The sequence below is a fragment of the Pseudomonas sp. 22082 genome (assembly GCF_052046055.1).
Taxonomy (GTDB): domain Bacteria; phylum Pseudomonadota; class Gammaproteobacteria; order Pseudomonadales; family Pseudomonadaceae; genus Aquipseudomonas; species Aquipseudomonas pharyngis.
Genome location: NZ_JBQEQB010000005.1, coordinates 87,387 through 109,559, shown reverse-complemented (window position 1 = coordinate 109,559; position 22,173 = coordinate 87,387). Strand labels below are relative to the sequence as shown.

The 22,173-nt window shown below is 59.8% G+C and carries 13 protein-coding genes; 4 read left to right on the top strand and 9 right to left on the bottom strand.

Annotated features, from left to right (window positions below; translation table 11 throughout):
- Positions 1–135: 135 nt before the first annotated feature.
- Entirely contained in the window at positions 136–4,608 is a 4,473-nt protein-coding gene (locus ACTJK9_RS07850) for a hypothetical protein (RefSeq protein ID WP_221397885.1), read from the top strand.
- A gap of 1 nt (position 4,609) precedes the next feature.
- On the opposite strand, the gene ACTJK9_RS07845 is transcribed toward ACTJK9_RS07850, so the two are convergent.
- From ACTJK9_RS07845 to ACTJK9_RS07825, 5 genes are all read right to left on the bottom strand, one after another.
- Positions 4,610–6,427, bottom strand: a complete 1,818-nt coding sequence (locus ACTJK9_RS07845) for an ABC transporter ATP-binding protein (RefSeq protein ID WP_440813202.1) — start codon at positions 6,425–6,427, stop codon at positions 4,610–4,612.
- The gene (locus ACTJK9_RS07840) at positions 6,420–7,022 is read right to left on the bottom strand and encodes a DsbA family protein (RefSeq protein ID WP_176504858.1); all 603 of its coding nucleotides are present in this window, start codon (positions 7,020–7,022) and stop codon (positions 6,420–6,422) included. Before ACTJK9_RS07840 ends, ACTJK9_RS07845 begins: the two co-directional genes overlap by 8 nt.
- 35 nt (positions 7,023–7,057) lie before the next feature.
- A complete protein-coding gene (gene trhO / locus ACTJK9_RS07835) occupies positions 7,058–7,999 on the bottom strand; it encodes an oxygen-dependent tRNA uridine(34) hydroxylase TrhO (RefSeq protein ID WP_221397887.1) in 942 nt (313 codons plus the stop codon).
- 117 nt (positions 8,000–8,116) lie between these two features.
- On the bottom strand, positions 8,117–8,416 hold the full coding sequence (locus ACTJK9_RS07830) for a BolA family protein (protein WP_007950896.1): 300 nt from the start codon (positions 8,414–8,416) through the stop codon (positions 8,117–8,119).
- A gap of 12 nt (positions 8,417–8,428) precedes the next feature.
- Positions 8,429–8,947 carry a DUF2059 domain-containing protein gene (locus tag ACTJK9_RS07825; RefSeq protein ID WP_007950895.1) on the bottom strand — a complete coding sequence of 173 codons (519 nt, stop codon included), beginning with the start codon at positions 8,945–8,947 and terminating at the stop codon, positions 8,429–8,431.
- Between the two features lie 193 nt (positions 8,948–9,140).
- Here ACTJK9_RS07825 and ACTJK9_RS07820 point away from each other — a divergent pair, with 193 nt between their 5' ends.
- The gene (locus ACTJK9_RS07820) at positions 9,141–10,535 is read left to right on the top strand and encodes a class II fumarate hydratase (RefSeq protein ID WP_074688044.1); all 1,395 of its coding nucleotides are present in this window, start codon (positions 9,141–9,143) and stop codon (positions 10,533–10,535) included.
- 122 nt (positions 10,536–10,657) lie between these two features.
- On the opposite strand, the gene ACTJK9_RS07815 is transcribed toward ACTJK9_RS07820, so the two are convergent.
- Positions 10,658–11,617 (bottom strand): DMT family transporter, encoded by a 960-nt coding sequence (locus ACTJK9_RS07815; protein ID WP_085612159.1) that lies wholly within the window; start codon positions 11,615–11,617, stop codon positions 10,658–10,660.
- Between the two features lie 214 nt (positions 11,618–11,831).
- Between ACTJK9_RS07815 and ACTJK9_RS07810 the strand changes: the two genes are divergently transcribed.
- Positions 11,832–12,026: a DUF6316 family protein gene (locus ACTJK9_RS07810; RefSeq protein WP_085647618.1), complete on the top strand. Its 195-nt coding sequence runs from the start codon at positions 11,832–11,834 to the stop codon at positions 12,024–12,026.
- 136 nt (positions 12,027–12,162) lie between these two features.
- Here ACTJK9_RS07810 and ACTJK9_RS07805 read toward each other — a convergent pair whose 3' ends face one another.
- Together ACTJK9_RS07805 and pap are read right to left on the bottom strand one after the other, a co-directional pair.
- Positions 12,163–13,347 carry a thiolase family protein gene (locus ACTJK9_RS07805; RefSeq protein WP_440813199.1) on the bottom strand — a complete coding sequence of 395 codons (1,185 nt, stop codon included), beginning with the start codon at positions 13,345–13,347 and terminating at the stop codon, positions 12,163–12,165.
- A 102-nt stretch (positions 13,348–13,449) separates the two neighbouring features.
- Positions 13,450–14,964, bottom strand: coding sequence for a polyphosphate:AMP phosphotransferase (gene pap / locus ACTJK9_RS07800; protein ID WP_085612157.1), 1,515 nt, complete (start codon positions 14,962–14,964; stop codon positions 13,450–13,452).
- 172 nt (positions 14,965–15,136) lie between these two features.
- Here pap and mnmC point away from each other — a divergent pair, with 172 nt between their 5' ends.
- On the top strand, positions 15,137–17,116 hold the full coding sequence (gene mnmC, locus ACTJK9_RS07795; RefSeq protein WP_440813196.1) for a bifunctional tRNA (5-methylaminomethyl-2-thiouridine)(34)-methyltransferase MnmD/FAD-dependent 5-carboxymethylaminomethyl-2-thiouridine(34) oxidoreductase MnmC: 1,980 nt from the start codon (positions 15,137–15,139) through the stop codon (positions 17,114–17,116).
- 18 nt (positions 17,117–17,134) lie between these two features.
- On the opposite strand, the gene ACTJK9_RS07790 is transcribed toward mnmC, so the two are convergent.
- Entirely contained in the window at positions 17,135–21,961 is a 4,827-nt protein-coding gene (locus ACTJK9_RS07790; protein ID WP_440813194.1) for an NEL-type E3 ubiquitin ligase domain-containing protein, read from the bottom strand.
- Between the last annotated feature and the right edge of the window lie 212 nt (positions 21,962–22,173).

Genomic DNA, 22,173 nt, shown 5'->3' with positions numbered 1-22,173 from the left:
AGCGACAGGCGCTTCAACTCCTTTGCGACAAGACATATGTACCGCCCTTCTGCCTTTTGGAAGCGATCTACTGCAAACCGCCCCCCTGAGGGCTAAAGCCTTACGGATCCCTCCACACCAAAAGGACAATCAAACATGCTGCCCCCTTCGACTTCCAACGCACCGCTCGACGCAGGCTCCTCTTATCCCGCGCGGCATCAGGCCTTACTGGAAGAGTACAGCAGGTTGCTGGAAAAACTGCGAAACACGCCCTCAACCGCTAGTGCCTTGACCAATACCTACCTCAAACCACATCCCGGCTCGCCTCTGGACCTGGATGCAAAAAAACCGTCCATCGCCCGAAAACTGAAACTGACTCTACGCCCGGACGGGCAGTTCAGCCTCGCCCGGATGGCGCTTTATTACGGTATCTCCCCCTGGAATCCTGCCGATAAAGAGGAACACCAAGCCGCATTGCGCGCCCTGGAAGAAAAGCGCGCCCGTCATGGGCTGCAATTGGAACGCGGCATTGACGTCGACTCGCTGGCCTGCACTCCGAACCTCGAGGAACGCCAGGCTTTGCTGAAAAGCCCGAGATTACCACCCAAAGAACGCTTGCCCCTCTCGACCCTGCTGGGCCGTCTGACCGAGAGCAAAATCCGTGAAGCCATCGGACAGTTCTTGCCGGCGTCAGTCAAATCGCTGATCGGCCATCTCGCGAAAAATCTCGCCTCCGATATCACCGCAGCGCGTGTTCGCCAGACCCCCACAGTGTACCTGGAGCAAATCCTTCAATCGGCCGACGCCAGCCAGCTGGCGAAGTCGCTGCTGACAAAACTGGGATGGTACGGCAGCGACACTGAACAAGACGATTCACCGCTCGTTCGCAACAAACTGCTGAGCAGGGCAATCCGCTTGTGGGAGCAACGTGACACTGATGCAGAGAGAGATATCGCAGGGTATCCCTGGCATCAGCGCTCCAACTACGGGAAAAGCTACCAGGCCATATGGAGCGAATTCGAAGACCATCTTCTGAGCAGCAACCGGGTCACTTCGGAGATCGAGGCGGTCCTGCTGGCCTGCCTGTACCGCTGCGAATTTCCAATCGACTTCCATCGCTCCGACATTCCCGTCGACCTGCCTTATAGAAGCTCTCTGGTCTGGGTGAACTTTGTCCATGGACTTCATCTGGCTGACGCCATCGAACCGGACCGTGTGCCTCACATGACATTCCAGCAACTGGTTGACTTTCCTCTGGAGGAATCCACAGAAGCCACTGAACAGGAACTGGCTATTGTCGCCTGGAGCAGGATTGCTCCCGCGATGGACTGGGCTGTCGCCAACGGCATCGTGCAAGAAGACAGATACGCCGAGTACAGCGAGTCCACCAAGGAGCGTGTAATGGAGGCCCTCGACCAGCATACAGAGGTGATGAAAAACACTTTGAAACAACTGGATATCGATCCGCCAAAACGCTGGGAGATCGCAGACCAGGAAATCAAGAAAGTATTCGGTCAACAGGTGTTCACCAGCGATGGTCGAAAACTGGTCAGATATTTTGGGCCCGACACTGGGTCAAGGTTCGTGCCGGATATACGACAGAAAAGCGTGTCCTTTCGCGATGTCTATATGTGGAAGGGACATAAAGACAAAACCTGGCTCATTACCGGAAACGATGGCGAAAGTGTCAGCACCGCCCGTTTCAGCATTCGATCGGACGGGAGCATTGAAACGACCGCCAAATGGATCCCGGAAGCCATCCGGCTCAGGACACTGCCAGACGTCAATGTGTTGTTCGAGAGTCAATACAACAGCTATCTCAACACGACAAAAAGTGCCTACCGGCAATTACTGATCAGCCTGTTCAGCCATCTGCCCAATGATGATCGTCTGGCCATCGAATACGGTGAGACAAAAATCTACACCGTGAGATCGTCGACCAAAGACCTGGAAGCTTCCCAGGAGAAGCCCTCACTCACAATGCCGTTGAGGCTGCGAATGGGCTTTATCCTTTCCATGACCTACAACGACCGGACCTGCTGGTATGAATGCCTGCCGCGCGCCGGAATCATTCGCCAGCGTACCGACTTCACCGCGGACATGCTCAACGGTCGCCTTACAACCGAAGAATGGCGAATGCGCGGCAAGGTGCGGGTAACGGTGCGGCGTGGCAAACCCGTACCACTGGACTGGGATGCCTACGAAAGCGGCCGAGCCCCCAAGAAAGAGGCCACATGCGTCGCTATCATCGAACAACTGGGCGAAGCCTTTTCCCCTCAGGCGCCGACGGGTTATCCCCCTGCCATCACCTCCAGTCGCGCCTCGGAGATCGCTATATTCATCGCACGCGACCACTTTTATGTAGAGGAAGACAAGCTTTACGCCAACGCACGGCAGCAGACGGAACTGGAGAAATCGGAAGATAAGCGTCATACCCTGCTTATCAAGATCGGGAAGTGGGTACCTTTCTTTGGCAACCTCGACGATCTTCATTCCGATGATCCCCGAAAAAGCATTAACGCAATCTTCGGCATGTTGACCGATACACTTTCCTTCGCCCTCCCCCTTGGAAAATTTGTTTCCGGCTCTGCAAGACTGGCCTCCACCGCTGTTCGCCTGGGTTACAAACAAGTACTGCCACAATTTTCCCGCCTGACCCAAAAACTACTGATCACATCCTTACGCAACTTCAACCCAATGGATGGCGCGCCCACTCTGGCGAAAGTACTGGTGCATGGACTTTATGCCGTGAACCGGCTGGCACTGCGGGCCGCCATCAGGCAAATCAACAGGCTGGCCGGGAGAACTGGCTCATACGACTTCGTAAAAGGACTACCGCAAGTCACGGACCCGGGCAGCTACAAGCTGCTTGCCGCTTCTGACAACCTGGTCTCTACCAGAGGGTTCGATGACCTTCCGGTTCGCAGAGTCGACAGCGCGACGCTGCTTGATTATCGAATGCTTGATCCGATGACCGACAAACCCTTTGGACCGCCTCTGGCCGACAAGCTTTACCGGTTGTCGCTGGGCCGCTCTGCCTATCGCCCGATTCAAAAAACCGATCAGCACGTCGTCGTCGAAGTAGCAGAACACGCCAGAATCCGCGAGTTGCCGGAAATCGATGGCCGAATCACCGTTTATATCGACGATGTGCCCTATCGACTGGATGGGGACTGGTTGCGGCGTATCGAACTGATTGATGAAAGCGCGAATATGAAACGTATTCCCTGCCGCAGCAAACGCGCGCCAGGGAGCGACATTTGCGTTAATGAATTCATTACTGGCGATCCCCATCCCGATACCCCGCCGCTTCGCTCATTCGACCCGGACAAAGGTTATGCCCCCTGGTTTGGTGAACGGTTGTGCACGCCAAAAGCGCGGCATTCAGCAGAGGGGGAGTACTTCCTGCGCGATGGCCTGCTCTATCAATTGTTGAATGGCAAACTGAAGAGGTGGACAGGTGATTTCACCCGCTTGGGCTTCCCCAAAAAATGGCCGGTCCCCAAAAGCGCAATCCTGGCCGACCTGCAGTTTCAAAAGGGCATTTATGTACGAATAGAAATCCAGGGAACCTATCAAGGCAGTGATGAACTGCACCGAATAGGCGCGATTGTCGTACCGTCTCTCGTTACCTCCGACAATCTCCTCTTTACTCGCGTAAATACCGATAAATATTACCTGGCGACGTTTCCTGCAGATAAAGACCTGGGCGAGCTGCAGACGCTCACTCTGCAACGACTATTTCAAGCCGATCTCATGGAAGGCAAACAGGGTGCCGAGCTGTTGCGAGCGTATGAAGGCTCACTGACCGCCAACAATCTCGTGGCGGTCTACGGTATAGATGCAGTCGAGCGTGCAATGAAAACCATGAAGCGAATCGCCATCCCCTTGGGCACCCCCCCAAACCCACCCGCCAATATGCAATGGATCAAACTCGATACCAGCCCCGGCGAAGCCCTGATGTTCGATCAAAGGATGAGAATGATCGTCACACAATCGTCCGAAGGCGCAACAACATGGTCACGCAGCCATGAAGCTTCGGAAACATTGCGCCAACGAACAGCCGAAATTTTCGACACATTGTTCATGGAGCAGACGATCCCTCAGAACACAGAAAGCCTGTTCAGGATCGATCGCACGATGAAAAAGCTCAATGACCTGTTGCCTAGATCACAACGACGTTCCAACCCCAGAAACATCGCGTATGCAGAAGTCATCAAGACCGATGGAGTCAGGGAGGTCTATGTCAGTGTTTCCGGGGCGCAGGACATAACAGGAAAACTGCCTCTGTTCAAAACCTATCTGGGAGCCGAGTACGTCCAGAGGGGCGACGCGACTTACTTCAATGTCGACTTGAGCGGTCCACCCACCCCAAGTGGCCTTCTGATGGATAGCCAGGAGAATCTTCTGGCCATTCCGAAAACCTATCCCGCACTGCCAGAGGTACCCACTTCACTGGACAGTGAAAGCAAGTTGATCAGTTTCATCCACCAGAAATATCCCGATAAACAGGCCATCCGCTCAGTCAACATCGCAACCACCATGCCGCCCTGCGAAGCTTGCGCGGTGATCGTAAAGGCGTTCGGTCATACAGGCGCTGACGATTGGCTGAACGTCATCTGGAAATAACCTACAACCGCTGCAAATGCCCATACAGCTTGGCGTACAACCCACCATCGGCAATCAGTTGCTGATGGTCGCCATCCTCGGCTACCTGCCCGCCGTCGAACACCAGCACCCGGTCCGCCTGCTTCACTGCTGACAGGCGGTGGGCGATGATCAGCGTGGTGCGGCCATGGAGAAAACGCGCCATGGCCTGGTGCAGGTTGTATTCGGTGGCGGCGTCGAGGGCTGACGTCGCCTCGTCGAGAATCACCACTTTGGGTTCGGCGAGGATCATCCGGGCGATGGCCAGACGTTGCCGTTGGCCGCCGGACAGCCGCACGCCGGAGCGGCCGACGATGCTGTCCAGGCCGTCCGGCAAGGCGCGGATGGTGGGTTCGAGCTGGGCAACTTCCAGCGCCTGCCAGCAGGCTTCGTCGCTGCGTGTGCGGCCCATGGTCAAATTGGCGCGTACGGTGTCGTTGAACAGCGCCGGATGCTGCAGCACCACCGCGACATTTTCCCGAACCGTTTCCAGGCCGATTTCCTGTTGGGTCGATCCACCAAAACGAATGGTGCCGGCCAGCGGTGTGTACAGACCCAGCAGCAATTGCACGAGGGTGCTTTTGCCACCGCCGCTGGCGCCGACAATCGCCACTTTCTCGCCCGGCGCGATGGACAGGTTCAACTGATCCAGCACCAGTTCGTCACCGTAACCGAAGCTCAGACCCTGCACCTGAATCCCTACGGTATCGCGGCCCTTGAACGGGTCGACGCCGCCGGGGTATTGCGGTTCGTCGGCGCGGGCCAACAGTTCGTTGATCCGCGACAGCGCACCGCCTGCCGCGTAGTAGGCGTATTGCAGGTTCAGCAGTTGTTCGACCGGGCCGATCATGAACCACAGGTAGCTGAACACCGCGAGCATCTGCCCGATCGACAGGTCGGAAAACAGCACCGTCAACATGGCCGCCGCGCGGAAGATGTCGATACCGAACTGGAACAGCAGGCCACTGGCGCGGTTGGAGGCGTCAGTCTTCCACTGCGAATTCACCGCGTAGTTGCGCACTTCCTGAGCCCGCAGGCCGAGGCGCCCGAGGAAGAAGCCCTGGCGGTTGCCGGCGCGCACTTCCTGGATCGCATCGAGGGTTTCGCTCAGCGCCTGAGTGAAGCGCGAGGTGCTGTCGTTCTCCAGTTTCTTCAGATGCTTGACCCGTTTGCCCAACTGCACCGTGGCGTAGATCACCAGCGGGTTGAACAGCAGGATCAGCAGCGCCAGTTTCCAGTGCATCCACATCAGGATGCTGGCGGTACCGACCAGGGTCAGCATCGCCACCAGAAAACGGCTGAGGGTTTCGCCGACAAACTTGTCGAGGGTGTCGAGGTCGGTGACCAGGTGCGTGGTAACGGTGCCGCTGCCCAGGCTTTCGTATTCGCCGAGGGAGATCCGCTTCAGACGCTCGATCAGCCGCACGCGGATGCGATACACGATGTCCTTGGCCAACCGCGCAAACAATCGCGCCTGCAATACGCCAAAACACAGAGCGCTGCAACGCAGGGTCAATGTCACCACCAGCATCAGGCCGATGTAACCCGCCGCCTGCTGCCACATCGAGGGCAGCACATGGTTCATGACTTTCAATGCGGCATCGCCATGGCCGAGCAGGACTTCGTCCACCAGCAACGGCAGCAGCAACGGAATCGGCACGCTGCACAGCGTCGCCAGTACGGCCACGCCGTTGGCGATCCACAGGGATTTTTTGTGATGAAGTGCCAGTCGCCGGACTTCAGTCCAGCTCAGCCGGTCGACACGCTTGACGGCTGGCGTGTCATCGGCTGGGTCAGACACAGGCCGCGCGCTCCAGCCATCGACCGAGCAACGGTGACAGTTCACTGAGCGGCTGGTAGCCGTTGGTCAGCAACGCCAGTTGGCCGTTGCGCTCGGCGAGCAGGGTCGGGAATCCGGCGATGCCCAGATCCTGCACCCAACTGAAATCGGCCTGGGTCGCCTTGTGCTGATCGGCATGATCAAACAGGGCAGCAAATTCAATGCGCGGGACACCGGCCTTCTCGGCCAGCTCCACCAGAACGCTGGCCTGAGTGACATCGCGACCTTCGGCGTAAAACGCGTGCTGGATCAACCCGACCAGTTTCCACGCGCAATCCGGCGCCAGGCTGCGCGCGGTGACGATGGCGCGGCAGGCAGGTTCGGTGTCGTAGACAAAACCGTCCGGCAACGCGCCTTCCAACTTGAACGGCTGGCCGGTGGCCTCGGTGACCGCCTGCCAGTGTTCAAGAATGTAGCGCCGAGTGGTCGGCTCCAGCGCCGCACCGCTGCCGGTGCGTAACCCGCCGACCACCAGGTGCAATTCCACCCCGGCTGCCTGCGCCTGCTCCACCAACGCCTTGGCTACCGGGGCAAATCCCCAGCACCACGAACACATCGGATCCATCACATAGAGCAGGCGTGCAGACATGATTAAGCCTCGGTGGATGCTTGCTTATAGTTGTAGCCGATCGGGTGCGGCATGTTGCGCGCTTTGGCCAGTTCGATCTGTTTCTGGCGGTCGATGGCGCTGCGGCGAGTCTTCTCGCTCAGGGAGTTCCAGCAGTGCGGGCAGCTGATGCCGGCCACGTAATGCTCGGAGGCGCGATCTTCAACGCTGACCGGGGTGCGGCAGGCGTGGCACTGATCGTAGTCGCCTTCGCTCAGGTCATGGCGCACGGTCACACGGTTGTCGAAGACGAAGCAGTCGCCCTGCCATTTGGTTTCTTCCTGCGGCACCTCTTCGAGGTACTTCAGGATGCCGCCCTTGAGGTGGTAAACCTCTTCGAAGCCTTCGCCGAGCATGTAGCTCGAGGCTTTTTCGCAGCGAATGCCGCCGGTGCAGAACATCGCGACCTTCTTGTGCACGGTCGGATCGAAGTGTTCTTTGATGTAGTCGGGGAATTCGCGAAAACTGGTGGTTTTCGGATCGATGGCGCCTTCGAAGGTGCCGATCGAGACTTCGTAATCGTTGCGGGTGTCGATCAGCAGCACTTCCGGGTCGCTGATCAGCGCATTCCAGTCCTTGGGCTCGACGTAGGTGCCGACCTTCTTGTTCGGGTCGACGCCTTCGACGCCCAGGGTCACGATCTCTTTCTTGAGCTTGACCTTGGTGCGATAGAACGGCTGCTCGTCGCAGTACGATTCCTTGTGATCGATGTCGACCATGCGCGGATCATTGCGCAGCCAGGCCAGCAGGCCGTCGATGCCTTCACGGCTGCCGGAAACCGTGCCGTTGATGCCTTCTTCGGCGATCAGCAGGGTGCCTTTGATGCCGTTGTCGACCATCGCTTGCAGCAGGGGCTCGCGCAGGTTGACGTAATCTTCGAGGGTGACGAACTTGTACAGTGCCGCCACGACAATCGGTTGTGTCATGGGTATTTCTCCAGGTGGCTACCCTCGTAAAGGGTGAACCGGATGCGAAAAAAAACGCGCCGGGTGAGCGGCGCGTTGCGGATTCTAGCAAAAAACCTCAGTTCATTGCTGCAAGGCTCAATGCTTGCTGCCGCCGGCACAGGTCGGCGACGCCGGAGCGACGCCTGTCTCTGCCCATTCCTGCGGGGTGTAGGTGTGCAGCGCCAACGCATGGAACTCGCCCATCAGCTCGCCGAGCGTGCCGTAGACTTTCTGGTGGCGCTTGACCCGGTTCAGACCTTCGAACTGCGCACTGACCACCACTGCCTTGAAGTGGGTCTGCAACCCGCGACTGTGCATGTGGCTTTCGTCCAGCACTTGCAGATGCTCAGGCTGAAGCAGCGCCAGCGTCGATTCGATGCGTTGTTGCATGGTCATCACGAACTCCGCTTACTTCTTCTTGGCCGGAGCGGCGCCTTTCGGTGCCAGCTCGTTGGTCATGTCGTCCAGCAGCTTGTTGACCACCGGTACGGCGCTTTCCAGTTTGGCCTGGGTCATCTGGGCCGATTGCTGGGTCAGCTGCGGCATTTTCTCCAGGACTTTCTTGCCCAGTGGCGACTGGTAGAACGCGACCAGGTCTTTCAGCTCGGATTCGCTGAAGTTGCTGGTGTAGAGCTTGACCATGTCCGGCTTCAGCTTGTTCCAGCCAATGGCCTGGTCCAGAGCAGCGTTGGCCTTGGCCTGGTAGGTATCCAGTACGGCTTTCTTGGATTCCGGCGCCTTGGTCTGTTCAAAACGCTGGGCGAACATCTGCTGAACCTGCATGTACACCGGAGTGCCCAGCTTGTCAGCGTGTGCCAGGGTCAGGAAAGCTTCGGCACTGGCGTTGTGGCTGGCGGTATCGGCAAGCACCTGGCCGCTGGCGCAGACCAGGGCAACCGCGGTACAGATGGCACGAAGACGAGTCATCGAGTTTCCTTTTCAGCTAGGCGAGGTAAAACCCCAAGGGCGACCATTCTGCGCCTGAATAACGCTGCGGCTCAACCCCCGGCCCTTGCCGCGCTTGATTGGCGGGGATTTGCCGGTCAACAATCGACCGGATGGAACCACCCGGGCCGACACCGGCCTAAACTGCGCAAACAGACCAACAGGAGTGTGCACGATGAGCCGTATCGAAACCGACAGCCTGGGCCAGATCGAGGTCCCGGACGACGCTTACTGGGGCGCTCAGACGCAACGCTCGCTGATCAACTTCGCCATCGGTCAGGAACGCATGCCATTGCCGGTACTGCACGCCCTGGCCTTGATCAAGAAAGCCGCGGCCCGGGTCAACGACCGCAACGGCGACCTGCCTGCCGACATCGCCCGCCTGATCGAACAGGCCGCCGACGAAGTGCTCGACGGCCAGCACGACGACCAGTTTCCGCTGGTGGTCTGGCAGACCGGCAGCGGCACGCAAAGCAACATGAACGCCAACGAAGTGATCGCCGGCCGCGCCAACGAACTGGCCGGCAACCCACGCGGCGGCAAGACGCCGGTGCACCCCAACGATCACGTCAACCGCTCGCAGAGCTCCAACGACTGCTTCCCCACGGCCATGAGCATCGCCACCGCGCAAGCGGTGCAGGGCCAACTGCTGCCGGCCATCGCCGAGCTGTCGGGCGGTCTGGCCGAGCTGTCGGCGCGGCACATGAAACTGGTGAAGACCGGCCGCACCCACATGATGGACGCCACGCCGATCACCTTCGGCCAGGAAATCTCCGGATTCATAGCGCAGCTGGATTACGCCGAACGGGCGATTCGCGCAGCGTTGCCGGCGGTCTGCGAACTGGCGCAGGGCGGCACGGCCGTCGGCACCGGGCTCAACTCGCCCCACGGCTTCGGCGAAGCGATTGCCGCTGAACTGGCGGCGTTGTCCGGCCTGCCGTTTGTCACCGCACCAAACAAATTCGCTGCCCTCGCCGGCCATGAGCCGTTGACTACCCTCTCCGGCGCCCTGAAAACCCTCGCCGTGGCGCTGATGAAAATCGCCAACGACCTGCGTCTGCTGGGTTCCGGCCCACGCGCCGGTTTTGCCGAAGTGCGCCTGCCGGCCAACGAACCGGGCAGTTCGATCATGCCCGGCAAGGTCAACCCGACCCAGTGCGAGGCGTTGTCGATGCTCGCCTGTCAGGTGCTGGGCAACGACGTGGCGATCGGCTTCGCCGCCAGCCAGGGTCACCTGCAACTGAACGTGTTCAAACCGGTGATCATCCACAATCTGCTGCAATCGATCCGCCTGCTGGCCGATGGTTGCAGCAACTTCCAGCAGCACTGCATCGCCGGGCTTGAACCGGATGCCGAAGTCATGGCGAAGCATCTGGAACGCGGCCTGATGCTGGTGACGGCGCTGAACCCGCACATCGGCTACGACAAGTCGGCGGAAATCGCCAAGAAGGCCTACAGCGAAGGCAAAACCTTGCGTGAGGCGGCGCTGGAGCTGGGTTACCTGACCGATGAAGAGTTCGATGCCTGGGTGCGGCCGGAAAACATGATCGAGGCCGGTGCCAAGGGCTGAGATCTTCAGCGTCTGTAAGTCAGTCTTCGCGAGCAAGCCCGCTCCCACATTTGACCGCGATCCCCTGTGAGGAATGCGGTTAAAAGTGGGAGCGGGCTTGCTCGCGAAGAACGATGACTCGGTTAACCTGCCGCCATGCGCATCCGCCGGGCCTTGAGCCCGGCAATCAGCGAAGGGCCGAGCGCCACCAGCGCCGAACCCAGTACCACCAGCACCGCCCCGCCATACCCCAGCAGATTGATGTGCTCGGCATGCACATACTCGGGCCACACCCCCGCCGCCACGGCCACCGCACCGAACGTCACCAACGGCGTGATCGCCAGCGTCGCGCTGACCCGCGAAGCTTCCCAATGCGCCAGCGCCTCGGCAAATGCGCCGTAGGCGATCAGCGTGTTCATGCAGCACGCCAGCAGCAGCCAGCCCTGCAACGGGTTCAGCGACAGTGCTTCGAGCGGATGCACCCACGGCGTCAGCAACAAGGCGCAGAACAGGTAGATCACCATCATCACCTGTAAAGAATTCCACACCGTCAGCAATTGCTTCTGGCCCAGCGCATAGAAAGTCCAGACAGTCGAGGCCAGCAGCACCAGCAACACACCGGCGGTGTAATCAGATAAAGAGGTGAGCAATTCCGCCAGACGCTGATTGAAGAACAAAGCAAAACCGATCAACAGCACCGCCAGGCCAATGCCCTGACCGATACTGAAGCGTTCCTTGAACACAAACAGACTGGCGATCAGCAACATGATCGGCCCCATCTGCACCACCAGTTGCGCAGTACCGGGGCTGAGCAGGTTCAGGCCCATGAGGTACAGCACGTAATTGCCCACCAGCCCGAGCACCGCCATCAGCACCAGCCAGCCGCCCTTCGGCCCGAGCACCTTGCGGCTCGGCAAGCGTTTGGTCGCGGCCAGATAAATGAACAGACAGCCGCCGGACACCAGCAGGCGAAACCAGGTCACCGTGACCGGGTCCATCACCACCAGCACCTGCTTGAGCTTGATCGGCAGGATTCCCCACAGAAACGCCGTCAATAACGCCAGGAACATGCCGTACACCCAACGACCCGATGAAACGTGCATGAGAACCCCAAGCGCCAGAGACAGAAGCGCTCATTCTAGGCGCACAGACCCTGCGCGACACAGGGACAGTTGCGCTCCAGCCGCAAATGAAACTGTGCAGGTCGCAGCAGAAAATTGACGCTGGGCCGTTGATCGGCTGGCCGGGCGGGATAAGTGATTCAGGCATAAGCTCATTGGATCCAGCCCGGGACATCATTCACCAAGGAGACCCGTCATGTTAGGCATGCGCGCCCAGGACACCGCCCCCGCCACGCACTTTCGCAGCGACCGCGTGTGCCGGGTCAACGGTGAACTGTATTTCAGCACCCGGGAAAACACCCTCGAAGGGCCGTTCGACAGCCACGAGAAAGCCGAGCAGCAGATAAAGGCCTACATCGCGCGGATGCAGTTGCTGGATTCCGGCAGATAAGCCGTGCTGAACCCAATCGCGGGCAAGCCCTCTCCCCCAGGTTCCGGGTTGGCCACTGAATTGTGAGCACACTCGAACACTGTGGGAGCGGGCTTGCCCGCGATTACGATTTGCCGGTCAACGCATCGTTCAAGGCCTAGCGCACAGCCTCAAACAACCCGGTCGCCCCCATCCCCCCGCCCACGCACATGGTCACGATTCCGTAGCGTAGATTGCGCCGCTGCAACTCGCGCACCAGATGCCCGACCTGCCGTGACCCGGTCATGCCGAACGGGTGACCGATGGAAATCGAGCCGCCGTTGACGTTGTACTTCTCGTTGTCGATTTCCAGACGATCACGGGCGTACAGGCACTGCGAGGCAAACGCTTCGTTCAATTCCCACAGATCGATATCCGCCGCCTGCAGGCCTTTGGCCTTGAGCAGCTTTGGCACCGAAAACACCGGGCCGATGCCCATTTCGTCAGGCTCGCACCCAGCGACGGTGAACCCGCGGAAAAACGCTTTCGGCTTGAGCCCCAGTTGCAGGGCTTTTTCCAGGCTCATCACCAGCGTCATCGAGGCGCCATCGGACAACTGCGACGAGTTGCCGGCGGTCACCGAACCGTCCTCGGCGAACACCGGTTTCAACCCGGCAAGGCTTTCATAGGTGGTGTCCGGGCGATTGCAGTCATCGCGGTCGACGATGCCGTCGAGGATCTGCACTTCACCGCTGTTCTTGTCTTCAACCCGGTACTTCACCGTCATCGGCACGATTTCATCGTTGAACAGCCCTGCTGCCTGCGCCTGAGCGGTGCGGATCTGACTTTGCAGCGAGTAGCGATCCTGCGCCTCGCGGCTGACGCCATAACGGCGCGCCACCACTTCCGCGGTCTGGCCCATGGTGTAGTAGATGCCCGGCGTCTGCTGCTTGAGCAACGGATTGATCAGGTGATCGGTGTTGACACTCTTCAGGGTCAGGCTGATCGACTCGACGCCGCCGGCGACGATGATGTCGCTGCAACCCGACGCGATCTGGTTGGCGGCAATCGCAATCGCCTGCAACCCCGAAGAACAGAAACGGTTGAGGGTCATGCCGGCGGTGCCGGTGCCCAATTGCGAGAGCACCGCCACGTTGCGGCCGATGTTGTAGCCCTGGGCGCCCTCGTTGGAGCCGGCGCCGACGATGCAATCCTCGACGCTGGCCGGGTCGATGTCGTTGCGCGAGAGCAACGCATTGACGCAATGGGCCGCCATGTCATCGGGACGGGTCTGGTTGAACTTGCCGCGAAAGGACTTGGCCAGGCCGGTCCGTACGCTGTCGACGATCACCACTTCACGCATGGCATACCTCATTGTTGCAGTCGGTTGAGAGTGGACCGAGCATAAGTCCCCCCCATCGCCGACCGCGACAATCATTCACCTCGCGTATGCGGGCCCATCGGTTCAGTCCTTGTGCTTTTTGGCTCGCTTGTCGGACTTCTCGAAAGCGTCTTCCAGCGCCCGGTTGATCGTGCGCAACACCTTGACCCGGGCCCAGCGCTTGTCATTGGCCTCGACCAGGGTCCACGGCGCGATTTCGGTGCTGGTGCGGTCGACCATGTCGCCCACGGCGGCACGGTAGGCGTCCCACTTGTCACGGTTGCGCCAGTCGTCTTCGGTGATCTTGAAGCGCTTGAACGGGATTTCTTCGCGCGCCTGGAAGCGCTCCATCTGCGTGTCCTTGTCGATCGCCAGCCAGAACTTGACCACGATCACCCCGGCGTCGGCCAGTTGCTCCTCAAAATCATTGATCTCGCCATAAGCGCGCATCCAGTCGGCAGTGCTGCAAAAGCCCTCGACCCGCTCCACCAGCACCCGGCCGTACCACGAGCGGTCGAACACGGTGAACTTGCCCCGCGCCGGAATATGTCGCCAAAACCGCCACAGATACGGCTGCGCCCGTTCCTCTTCGGTCGGCGCGGCAATCGGCACGATGCTGTATTGGCGCGGATCGAGCGCCGCCGCCACTCGACGGATCGAACCGCCCTTGCCCGCGGCATCGTTGCCTTCGAACACCGCCACCAGCGCATGCCGGCGCATGCGTTTGTCACGCATCAGCCCCGACAGCCTTGCCTGCTCGGTGATCAATTGTTCTTCGTAGTCTTTCTTGTCCAGACGCTGGGTCAGATCGAGGCTGTCGAGCAGGTTCAACTGGTCGACGGAAGTCCCCAGCGGTGCAGCGTTGACCTCATGGGGATGCACATCGGGACGCTTCAAGGCATTTTGCAGGCCTTCGAGCAGGATCTTGCCGACCGTCAGGCTGCGGTAGTGCGGGTCGACACCCTCGATGACATGCCACGGCGCGTAATCGCGACTGGTGCGGCGCAACACGCGTTCGCCGTATTTGACGAACTTGTCGTAGGTCTGCGATTGCTGCCAGTCCAGCGGGCTGATGCGCCAGCTGTGCAGCGGGTCGTCGGCCAACGCCTTGAGCCGCGCCTTCATCTGTTTCTTGGACAGGTGGAACCAGAACTTGAAGATAAGCGCGCCTTCATCACAGAACATCTTTTCCATGCGCTCGGCGCCGGCAATCGCCTGATCCAGTCGCGGATCCTTGAACAAACCATGCACCCGGCCCTGCAGCATCTGGCTGTACCAGTTGCCGAAGAAAATCCCCATCCGCCCCTTGGCCGGCAACATCCGCCAGTAACGCCAGGCCGGTGGCCGCGCCAGCTCTTCATCGGTCTGCTGGTCGAAAGTGCGCACTTCGATCAGGCGCGGATCCATCCACTCGTTGAGCAACTTGACCGTCTCGCCCTTGCCGGCGCCTTCGATGCCGTTGATCAAAATGATCACCGGGAAACGCTTCTGCTGCTGCAACTCGAACTGGGCTTCGAGCAAGGCTTCACGCAGGGCGGGCACGGCGGCTTCGTAGGTGTCTTTGTCGATGGCGTGACCGATTTCAGCGGATTCGAACATGGGACGGCTCCTTCCAGGATTCAGCAAGACTAGCGGATTGGGCTCTGACGCGGCACAGAAATTCCCGCCGGCGGCGGATTGTCCTTGAGTGATCGTCGGCAAGGCTTGCCATGGATCAAGCGCCGCCTGCGTGATCGGCTAGAATGGCCGCCTTGCCGTTGCCGAGCCTGCCATGAAACCTGTAATGCCCCACGCCCAACTCGACTGGGATGACCAGGGACGCCCGCGTTCGCGAGTGTTCGACGATGTGTATTTTTCCGACCAGTCGGGGCTGGATGAAACCCGCTACGTGTTCCTCGAACAGAACCGTCTGGCCGAGCGCTTCGCCGCACTGCCGGCGGGTGGGCGACTGGTGATCGGTGAAACCGGCTTCGGCACCGGGCTGAATTTTCTCTGTGCCTGGCAGTTGTTCGAACAGCACGCGGTGCCCGGTGCGCGGCTGCATTTCGTCAGTGTCGAGAAATTTCCGTTGAGCCCTGCCGACCTGCAGCGGGCGCTGGCGTTGTGGCCCGACCTGAAGCCTTTCTGCGATCAACTGCTCAAGCATTACGTCGCCATCCATCAAGGCTTTCAGCGCATTGTTCTGGATAACGGCCGCGTGACCCTGACGCTGCTGATCGGCGATGCGCTGGAGCAATTGCCGCAACTGGACGGGCAGATCGACGCATGGTTTCTCGACGGTTTCGCCCCCGCGAAAAACCCGGACATGTGGACCGCCGAACTGTTCGCCGAACTGGCGCGGCTGGCGGCGCCCGGCTCGACCATCAGCACCTTTACCAGTACCGGTTGGGTTCGACGCCTGCTCAACGCCGCCGGTTTCAAGATGAAGCGCACGCCGGGCATCGGCCACAAATGGGAGATCCTGCGCGGCGAATTTCTCGGCTGGCCGCAGGACGTTCCTTTACCCGCGGCGGACAAACCGTGGTTCGCCCGCCCGGCGCCTTTCAATGGAGAGCGTCGTGCGTTGGTGATCGGTGCCGGCGTGGCCGGCTGTGCCACGGCGGCCAGCCTCGCGGCGCGGGGCTGGCAGGTCAGTCTGCTGGAACGGCATGACGCGGTGGCGCAGGAAGCCTCGGGCAATCCGCAAGGCGTGCTGTACCTGAAACTGTCCGCCCACGGCACGGCGTTGTCGCAGTTGATCGTCAGCGGTTTCGGCTACACCCGTCGCCTGCTGGAAAATCTGCAACGCGGCACCGATTGGGACGACTGCGGCGTGCTGCAACTGGCATTCAACGAAAAGGAACGCGAACGTCAGGCGCAACTGGCGGCCGCGTTTCCCGAAGACCTGCTGCAATGGCTCGATCAACCCGAGGCACAGGCCCGCGCCGGGATCGGTCTGGCCCATGGCGGTTTGTATTACCCCGAGGGCGGCTGGGTGCATCCGCCGGCGTTGTGTCAGGCGCAATCGATACAACCGGGCGTCACGCTGCTGCCCCATCAGGAAGCCGTGGAGTTGCGCAAGGTCGACGGTCAGTGGCAAGCCTTCGACGGTGAACGATTGATCGCAACAGCACCGGTCGTGGTGCTGGCCGGCGCCGCCGACATCAAGCGTTTCCCCCAGAGCGCCGACCTGCCCCTCAAGCGCATTCGCGGGCAGATCACCCGCCTCGCGCAGACCACGCAAAGCCATGCGCTGACCAGCGTAGTGTGCGCCGAAGGTTACGTCGCACCGGCACGCCTGGGCGAGCACACCCTCGGCGCCAGTTTCGATTTCAACAGCGACGACCTGACCCCGACCACCGCCGAACATCTGGGCAATCTGGCGATGCTCGAAGAGATCTCCACCGATCTGGTCGCGCGCCTGCACGTCAGGGAGCTCGACGCCGAAAGTCTTCAGGGTCGGGCAGCCTTCCGTTGCACCAGCCCCGATTACCTGCCGATCGTCGGCCCGCTCGCCGATCGCGAAGCCTTCACCGAGGCCTATCGCGCCTTGAGCAAGGATGCCCGGCAAGTGCCGGACATTGCCTGCCCATGGCTGGACGGTCTGTACGTCAACAGTGGCCACGGTTCCCGGGGGCTGATCACCGCGCCACTGTCCGGTGAACTGCTGGCAGCCTGGCTGGACAACGAACCGCTGCCCCTGCCCAGAGGTGTCGCAGAGGCGTGTCATCCGAACCGGTTTGCCTTGCGGTGGCTGATCCGGGGCAAATGAGCGAATCCGGGATTGGAATCAACCACCGGGCAACAGGCAGATATTGCCCTCGACCAGTCGTAGCACTTGCTCGGTCAACCGCTCGAGCAAAGCGCTTTCCGTCTGTTCCTGCCGGGCGGCACACAGGTTCATTTCGTTGAGATAGTCGGCCGAGCTGAGTTCTTCGGCTTTCTCGAACAACGCCAGGGCTTCTTCCTGGTGAGGCGCGCGCGCATCGTCGAACTGTTGGGCAAAACTGCTTTTCATGTATTCGTTCCACCAAGGCTGGCGAACCAGAAACGCCAGCCACTCGGGAGACAATTCAGCAGTCTGGATTCGATTGATAGCCTCCACCAGATCCGCCCCTGTCACCTCCGCGAGTGAGGCGTAATGCATGTGCGAAGGTTGCCCGGGCAATTCGAGTGCCTGCGCCAGACCGGAGCGGTAGGCAAGGGTCACTTCCAGCGGGTCAGGTGCCGCATGGACCTGCGCGTGTTCCGCGGCGATCCGGTCAATCTGCTCCAGCCGAAACAGTCCTCTCGCCAGCCTCATCAGCGCCTTCGTCGAAGGGCGTTGCCCCCTGGGACCACGGGTCACATGGTGGACCTGCACTGCAACTTCCAGGTGGCTGAAGTTCAACGCCGCATTGTCCGTGCAGTTGATCGGGTTGGCCGCCAGATCGAAAATCTGCTCCCGCAATTCGGCATCGGCCTGCGTAGCATCCAGAACCGTCCAGACCCGCCGGTGCATATCCTCGCGCACATTGGCTGACTCGGCGGAATTGCCCAACTCCGCCAGCAGCGCGAACAGGCCTTCGGCCCTTGGGTCATCCTTGAGTGCGTTCCACATCTGCAGATGCCGGGAGCCCTCGCTTCCTCCCGTCTCGGTCAGCCAGATCGAACGTGCCTGGTTTTCGTCCAGTCGCGCGATATCGTTATCCAGGTAACCCATGCCGACGCCGACCGTCGTGCGGTAGTTTTCAAGGTAAGTTCTGCTGACATCGGAAATCGGGTTACGCCGCAAATTGATCGTTTCACTGAAGCGTCTGGGCGTTTCAAAAAGCCAGGCAGGCAGATCACGGATTTCGTTATCCCGCAGATCCACCCGATCCAGATTGGGTAGAAACTGCAGGCCTTTTGGCAGCTCCGTGGCGCCGGTATTACGCAAGGAGAGGTAAGTCAGATCGAACAGGTTGCGGACATCCACCGTGGCGCCGAGGGGGTTCCCGCTCAGATTCAGACTTTGCAAGGTGCGCAACCCGGCCAGCTTCACCAGGGCGTGCTCGGTGAGTTGAAGCCGATTGCCGGCCAGGCTCAGCCGCCTGAGGTTCGGCATATGCGAAATGATCTCGGGCAACCGGGTGATCTGATTGCGATCCAGTTCAAGGGACTCGACGTTCGTGAACGCTTTGAGGAAATAAGCGGCATCGTCGTCCAGCAACATGTCTTGCAGAGACAATTGCCTGACATGATCAAACGTCAAACCGACCGGCAAGGTCGGAAACTTGCCGAAGCGCATGCCATCGAGCTTCAAACCATAGACGAGACGCCCGGCGTCATCGGGCAGGGAGATCAAACGGCGAAAACAGTCTTCGATTTCAAACGCAACGATTTGCCGGCATTCACGAATTTCGTTCAGATCACCGCCCAGGACCTTCATGGCTGCCTCATCCTGGATCCAGGTATCCATCACGCCCTGCAGTCGGCTCAGATCCTCTCGCAACTGCCGAACCCGGATCGCCCTGGTCAGATGGTCGCTGCCCAACTGGTCAAGAAACTCATTGGCTTGTACGTCGGTAAACAAGGGATAGAGCTTTTTCACCTGCCGCAATAAACGACGCGAATGAGTGTTCGACCCGGCGGGAGAGTCGGCAGGCGTGCACGCAGGCTCGGCGGTCGCCGCTTGCCACTGACCGCCTGCCAACACCCGGGCGCATGCCTCACGTTCGTCCAGAGCACTCTCCAAGAGCTTGCCGCGCAGGCGCCCGCCATTTTCCGGCGTCGGTTGCACAAATCCGATGGCCTTGCGCTGCTGCGCTGAAAGACCTTTGAGAATCGCCTGATAGAGATCTTCCGGCCCGGACGCGATCTTGCCGAGTGACTTCCTGTCGCTGCCAAACACTTCGTAACCATTGTCGAGTCTGACCAGCGTGCATGAGCTCGACGTAACGAGCGGTTTTTCGCCCAGCGTTTCCAGGACATGACCGCTCAAGGATTTCGCCCGCAGTTCCAGATAGAACTCGGGATCCCAGCCTGCGAGACGGGGTAGCAACCGGATCGCCAGTTTCCTTGTATCGGCATTGGCGATGTCGGCCAGGTAAAAACCAGCCAATGCCCGATCCACTCGCCCATCGCTCAAAGCCTGACGCACCCGTTGTGCCAACCCCATGGGCACCCGCCCGGTGCTGCGCAGGCGCATCCGTTCAATGCTCGGCGTCCGTTTGAGCAGCTCCCGGGCGGAGCGCACCGGCAAATCGGGAAAGGCCCTGCGCAACTTGAGCAACTCTCCGGCAACGTCTTGATCGTATCGGCTGTAGAGATGGTCGAAAGTCGACCTTCGATCGGCCTTGATCGCCGCCCCGATCACTTTCGCCAACTGCTGACTGGCATCGGCCGGGGCTACGTCAGCCCCCACCAAGACCTCCACTTCTTTGGGACGCAGAACATCGACGACCGCTTGCAGCAACTCGCCCTTCTCCAGTTGCGCATGCTTCACAATGACGCTCACGGTATCGTCGTCGATCGATCCGGGCGGGTAGGTCGCGGTGATCCGCCCTTGTTCATCCACGACTTTGATGTAGCGATCGGCCGGCCAGTTCGCAAGCCGGGGTAAAGCATGCAGCTGTTCGTTGACGTAACGCGGATCACTCGCCTCGCCACGCTCCATGGCAGCAATGTAGTCGCGCACTCTGCGCTCGATTCCAAAACGCTCGATCATGTCCAGCAAGCGAGAAGGCAGCGGCCGGTTGTCATCGCTCAGGCGATGCAGCTCATCGATCCGGGTGTCGGTCAACCGACGGGCCATCTCCAGACGACTGTCTTCCCAGCCCTCAAGACCAGGATCAGTGCGTTTGAGCGTGTACGCTCCGCTCCATCGCTCGGTCTGTTCGAAGTCATGACGCCAGCCTCCGCGATCATTGCGCTTCAATACCGGCTGATAAGCCTGTGCACGCACAGGGTGTTGGACTTCCCAGGTATTGGATGCAGGCTCCAGCGCTACCTCGTAAGCCCGATTGTCGAAATGGGCAAACTGCTTGCCGTTCGCCCGGAACAAGCCTGCAGTATCAGGTTCGGCACCTGTCGGAAGCGGCTGTTCATAACCGAGTAGCTGCGGTTTCCACAAACGAGGCTGACCGTCACGGTCCAATATGGCCGTGAACGGCTGGAAGAAATCCGGATGCTTGCGCACCGTCTTGATTGCCAGTGTTTTCAGGCCCTTGATACCGGCCCCCACGCTGACCATCAGCACAATGTTTTCAGCAACGCTGAGCAGGTGCGAAAACGCCTCCTCACGATCTCCCCGCGACCAGTCCTCAACGCCCTCATAAACTTCCGCCAGCATCTGCCCCACGGCAACCCCCATCATCAGTTGCCCTACGACCGGCACGAAAATCCCGGCCACATTGGCAACCGTCAGACCGATTTCCAGATACTCGAGCAGGCGCTTCTTGCGCGCCTCTTCATCCACATCGGCAGTCGGTACGGCGAGCGCGCGGGCATCGATCTGCAGTTTGCCGATATGGCTTTGGTGCATGAAGTCGAGCAACGACACGGTTATCGGCAAATATTTGGCACGACCCAGGCTGCGAGCGTCCGCGAAGTTTTTGAAGAAATCCGCCTTGTCGACCTCGCCGATGCAATGAGTGAAGTAGCTCCTGTAACTGGCCACCCCCAATTGGTATTCCAGGTACACGAGAAACGCCGAGAAACTCGCGTACTCGTACAACGGTTGAGAGGGCGCGCCGGGCATGTAAACCAGGCACCATTGATCCGGGTCCGACTCGACCGAGCGCTCGGAAAACACCACAACGCCCCAAATGCAACAGTCGAGCAGTTCGATGCCTTGCATGATCAACGGCCGCCCCTGGTAATTCAGGCTTCTGGCATCGGCGCTACCGCCGGCCTCGAGCAGGCGCTCCAGGCTTTCGTATGCGTCCTGACTGATGTGGGCATTCAACAGCGCCAGATGCAGATCCAGTTGCAGCAATTGTTTTTTCAGGTCGGTGATGTTGCGGACCATGGGACCGGTGGCAACCGGTTTACCGTCAACCTCCGTGATACCGAATACCTGTTGAAAATGCTGTTGGTAGTGCTTCCCCAGATCGAGCTCGCGACAAAGTTCGGCGAATGCGGAGGGTGTCAGGCCCGCAATCCCAGCAGGCTGGCCAGAGATGCGCACCACACTGCCGGCGGGGAAAAAATCGTCCTGTGCCTCCCGCTCCGTGAAGTTCTGCATCGCCGCTTCCAGAAGAGTCGGCGTTGCCGGCGGCGTGACCGGCGATCCTCCGCCGGGCGGCGTCACGGGCTCGCAACCACAGTACTCCCCAGGCAGCTCCAGATAGTCTTTTTCGACATCGAACTGCACTGGCCAGCGAGCTTTCAGGGCACTGCTCAACAGCGCGGCGCAAAAGCTGTTCACGGGTTGCAAGCGGCCAAGATCGGCGTCGACCCTGGCCTGAGCGGCGTGTAAATCACGCGCGGTCTGGTCCAGCGCAGCGAATGTGGAGCTAGAAGCTTTCAGAAGGCTGGAAGGCAGGGTTTTCTGCAAGGCCTGGGCAGTATCCAGATCGCCGGTGGCTTCCAGCAAAAAAACCAGTATCTGTTCCTGGGTCAGCGGTGTCGCAGTATCCGACTGCGTATTCGACATGGGCAATATTCCTTTATCGCACTTTGGAACCATTACCTTAACGATCCTGCCTGCGTAAAAAAAACACGAAAAACTACGTGATCAGGCTGGCAAACAAGCAGACATCCGCATGTTTTCGCTATTTATCTACTACCCATAAACCCAAGCGGAAAGCTAATGGCCCATCGGTCAGGCCGAACCGCTTATAACCGATCGTTCTAAAACTCCCACAT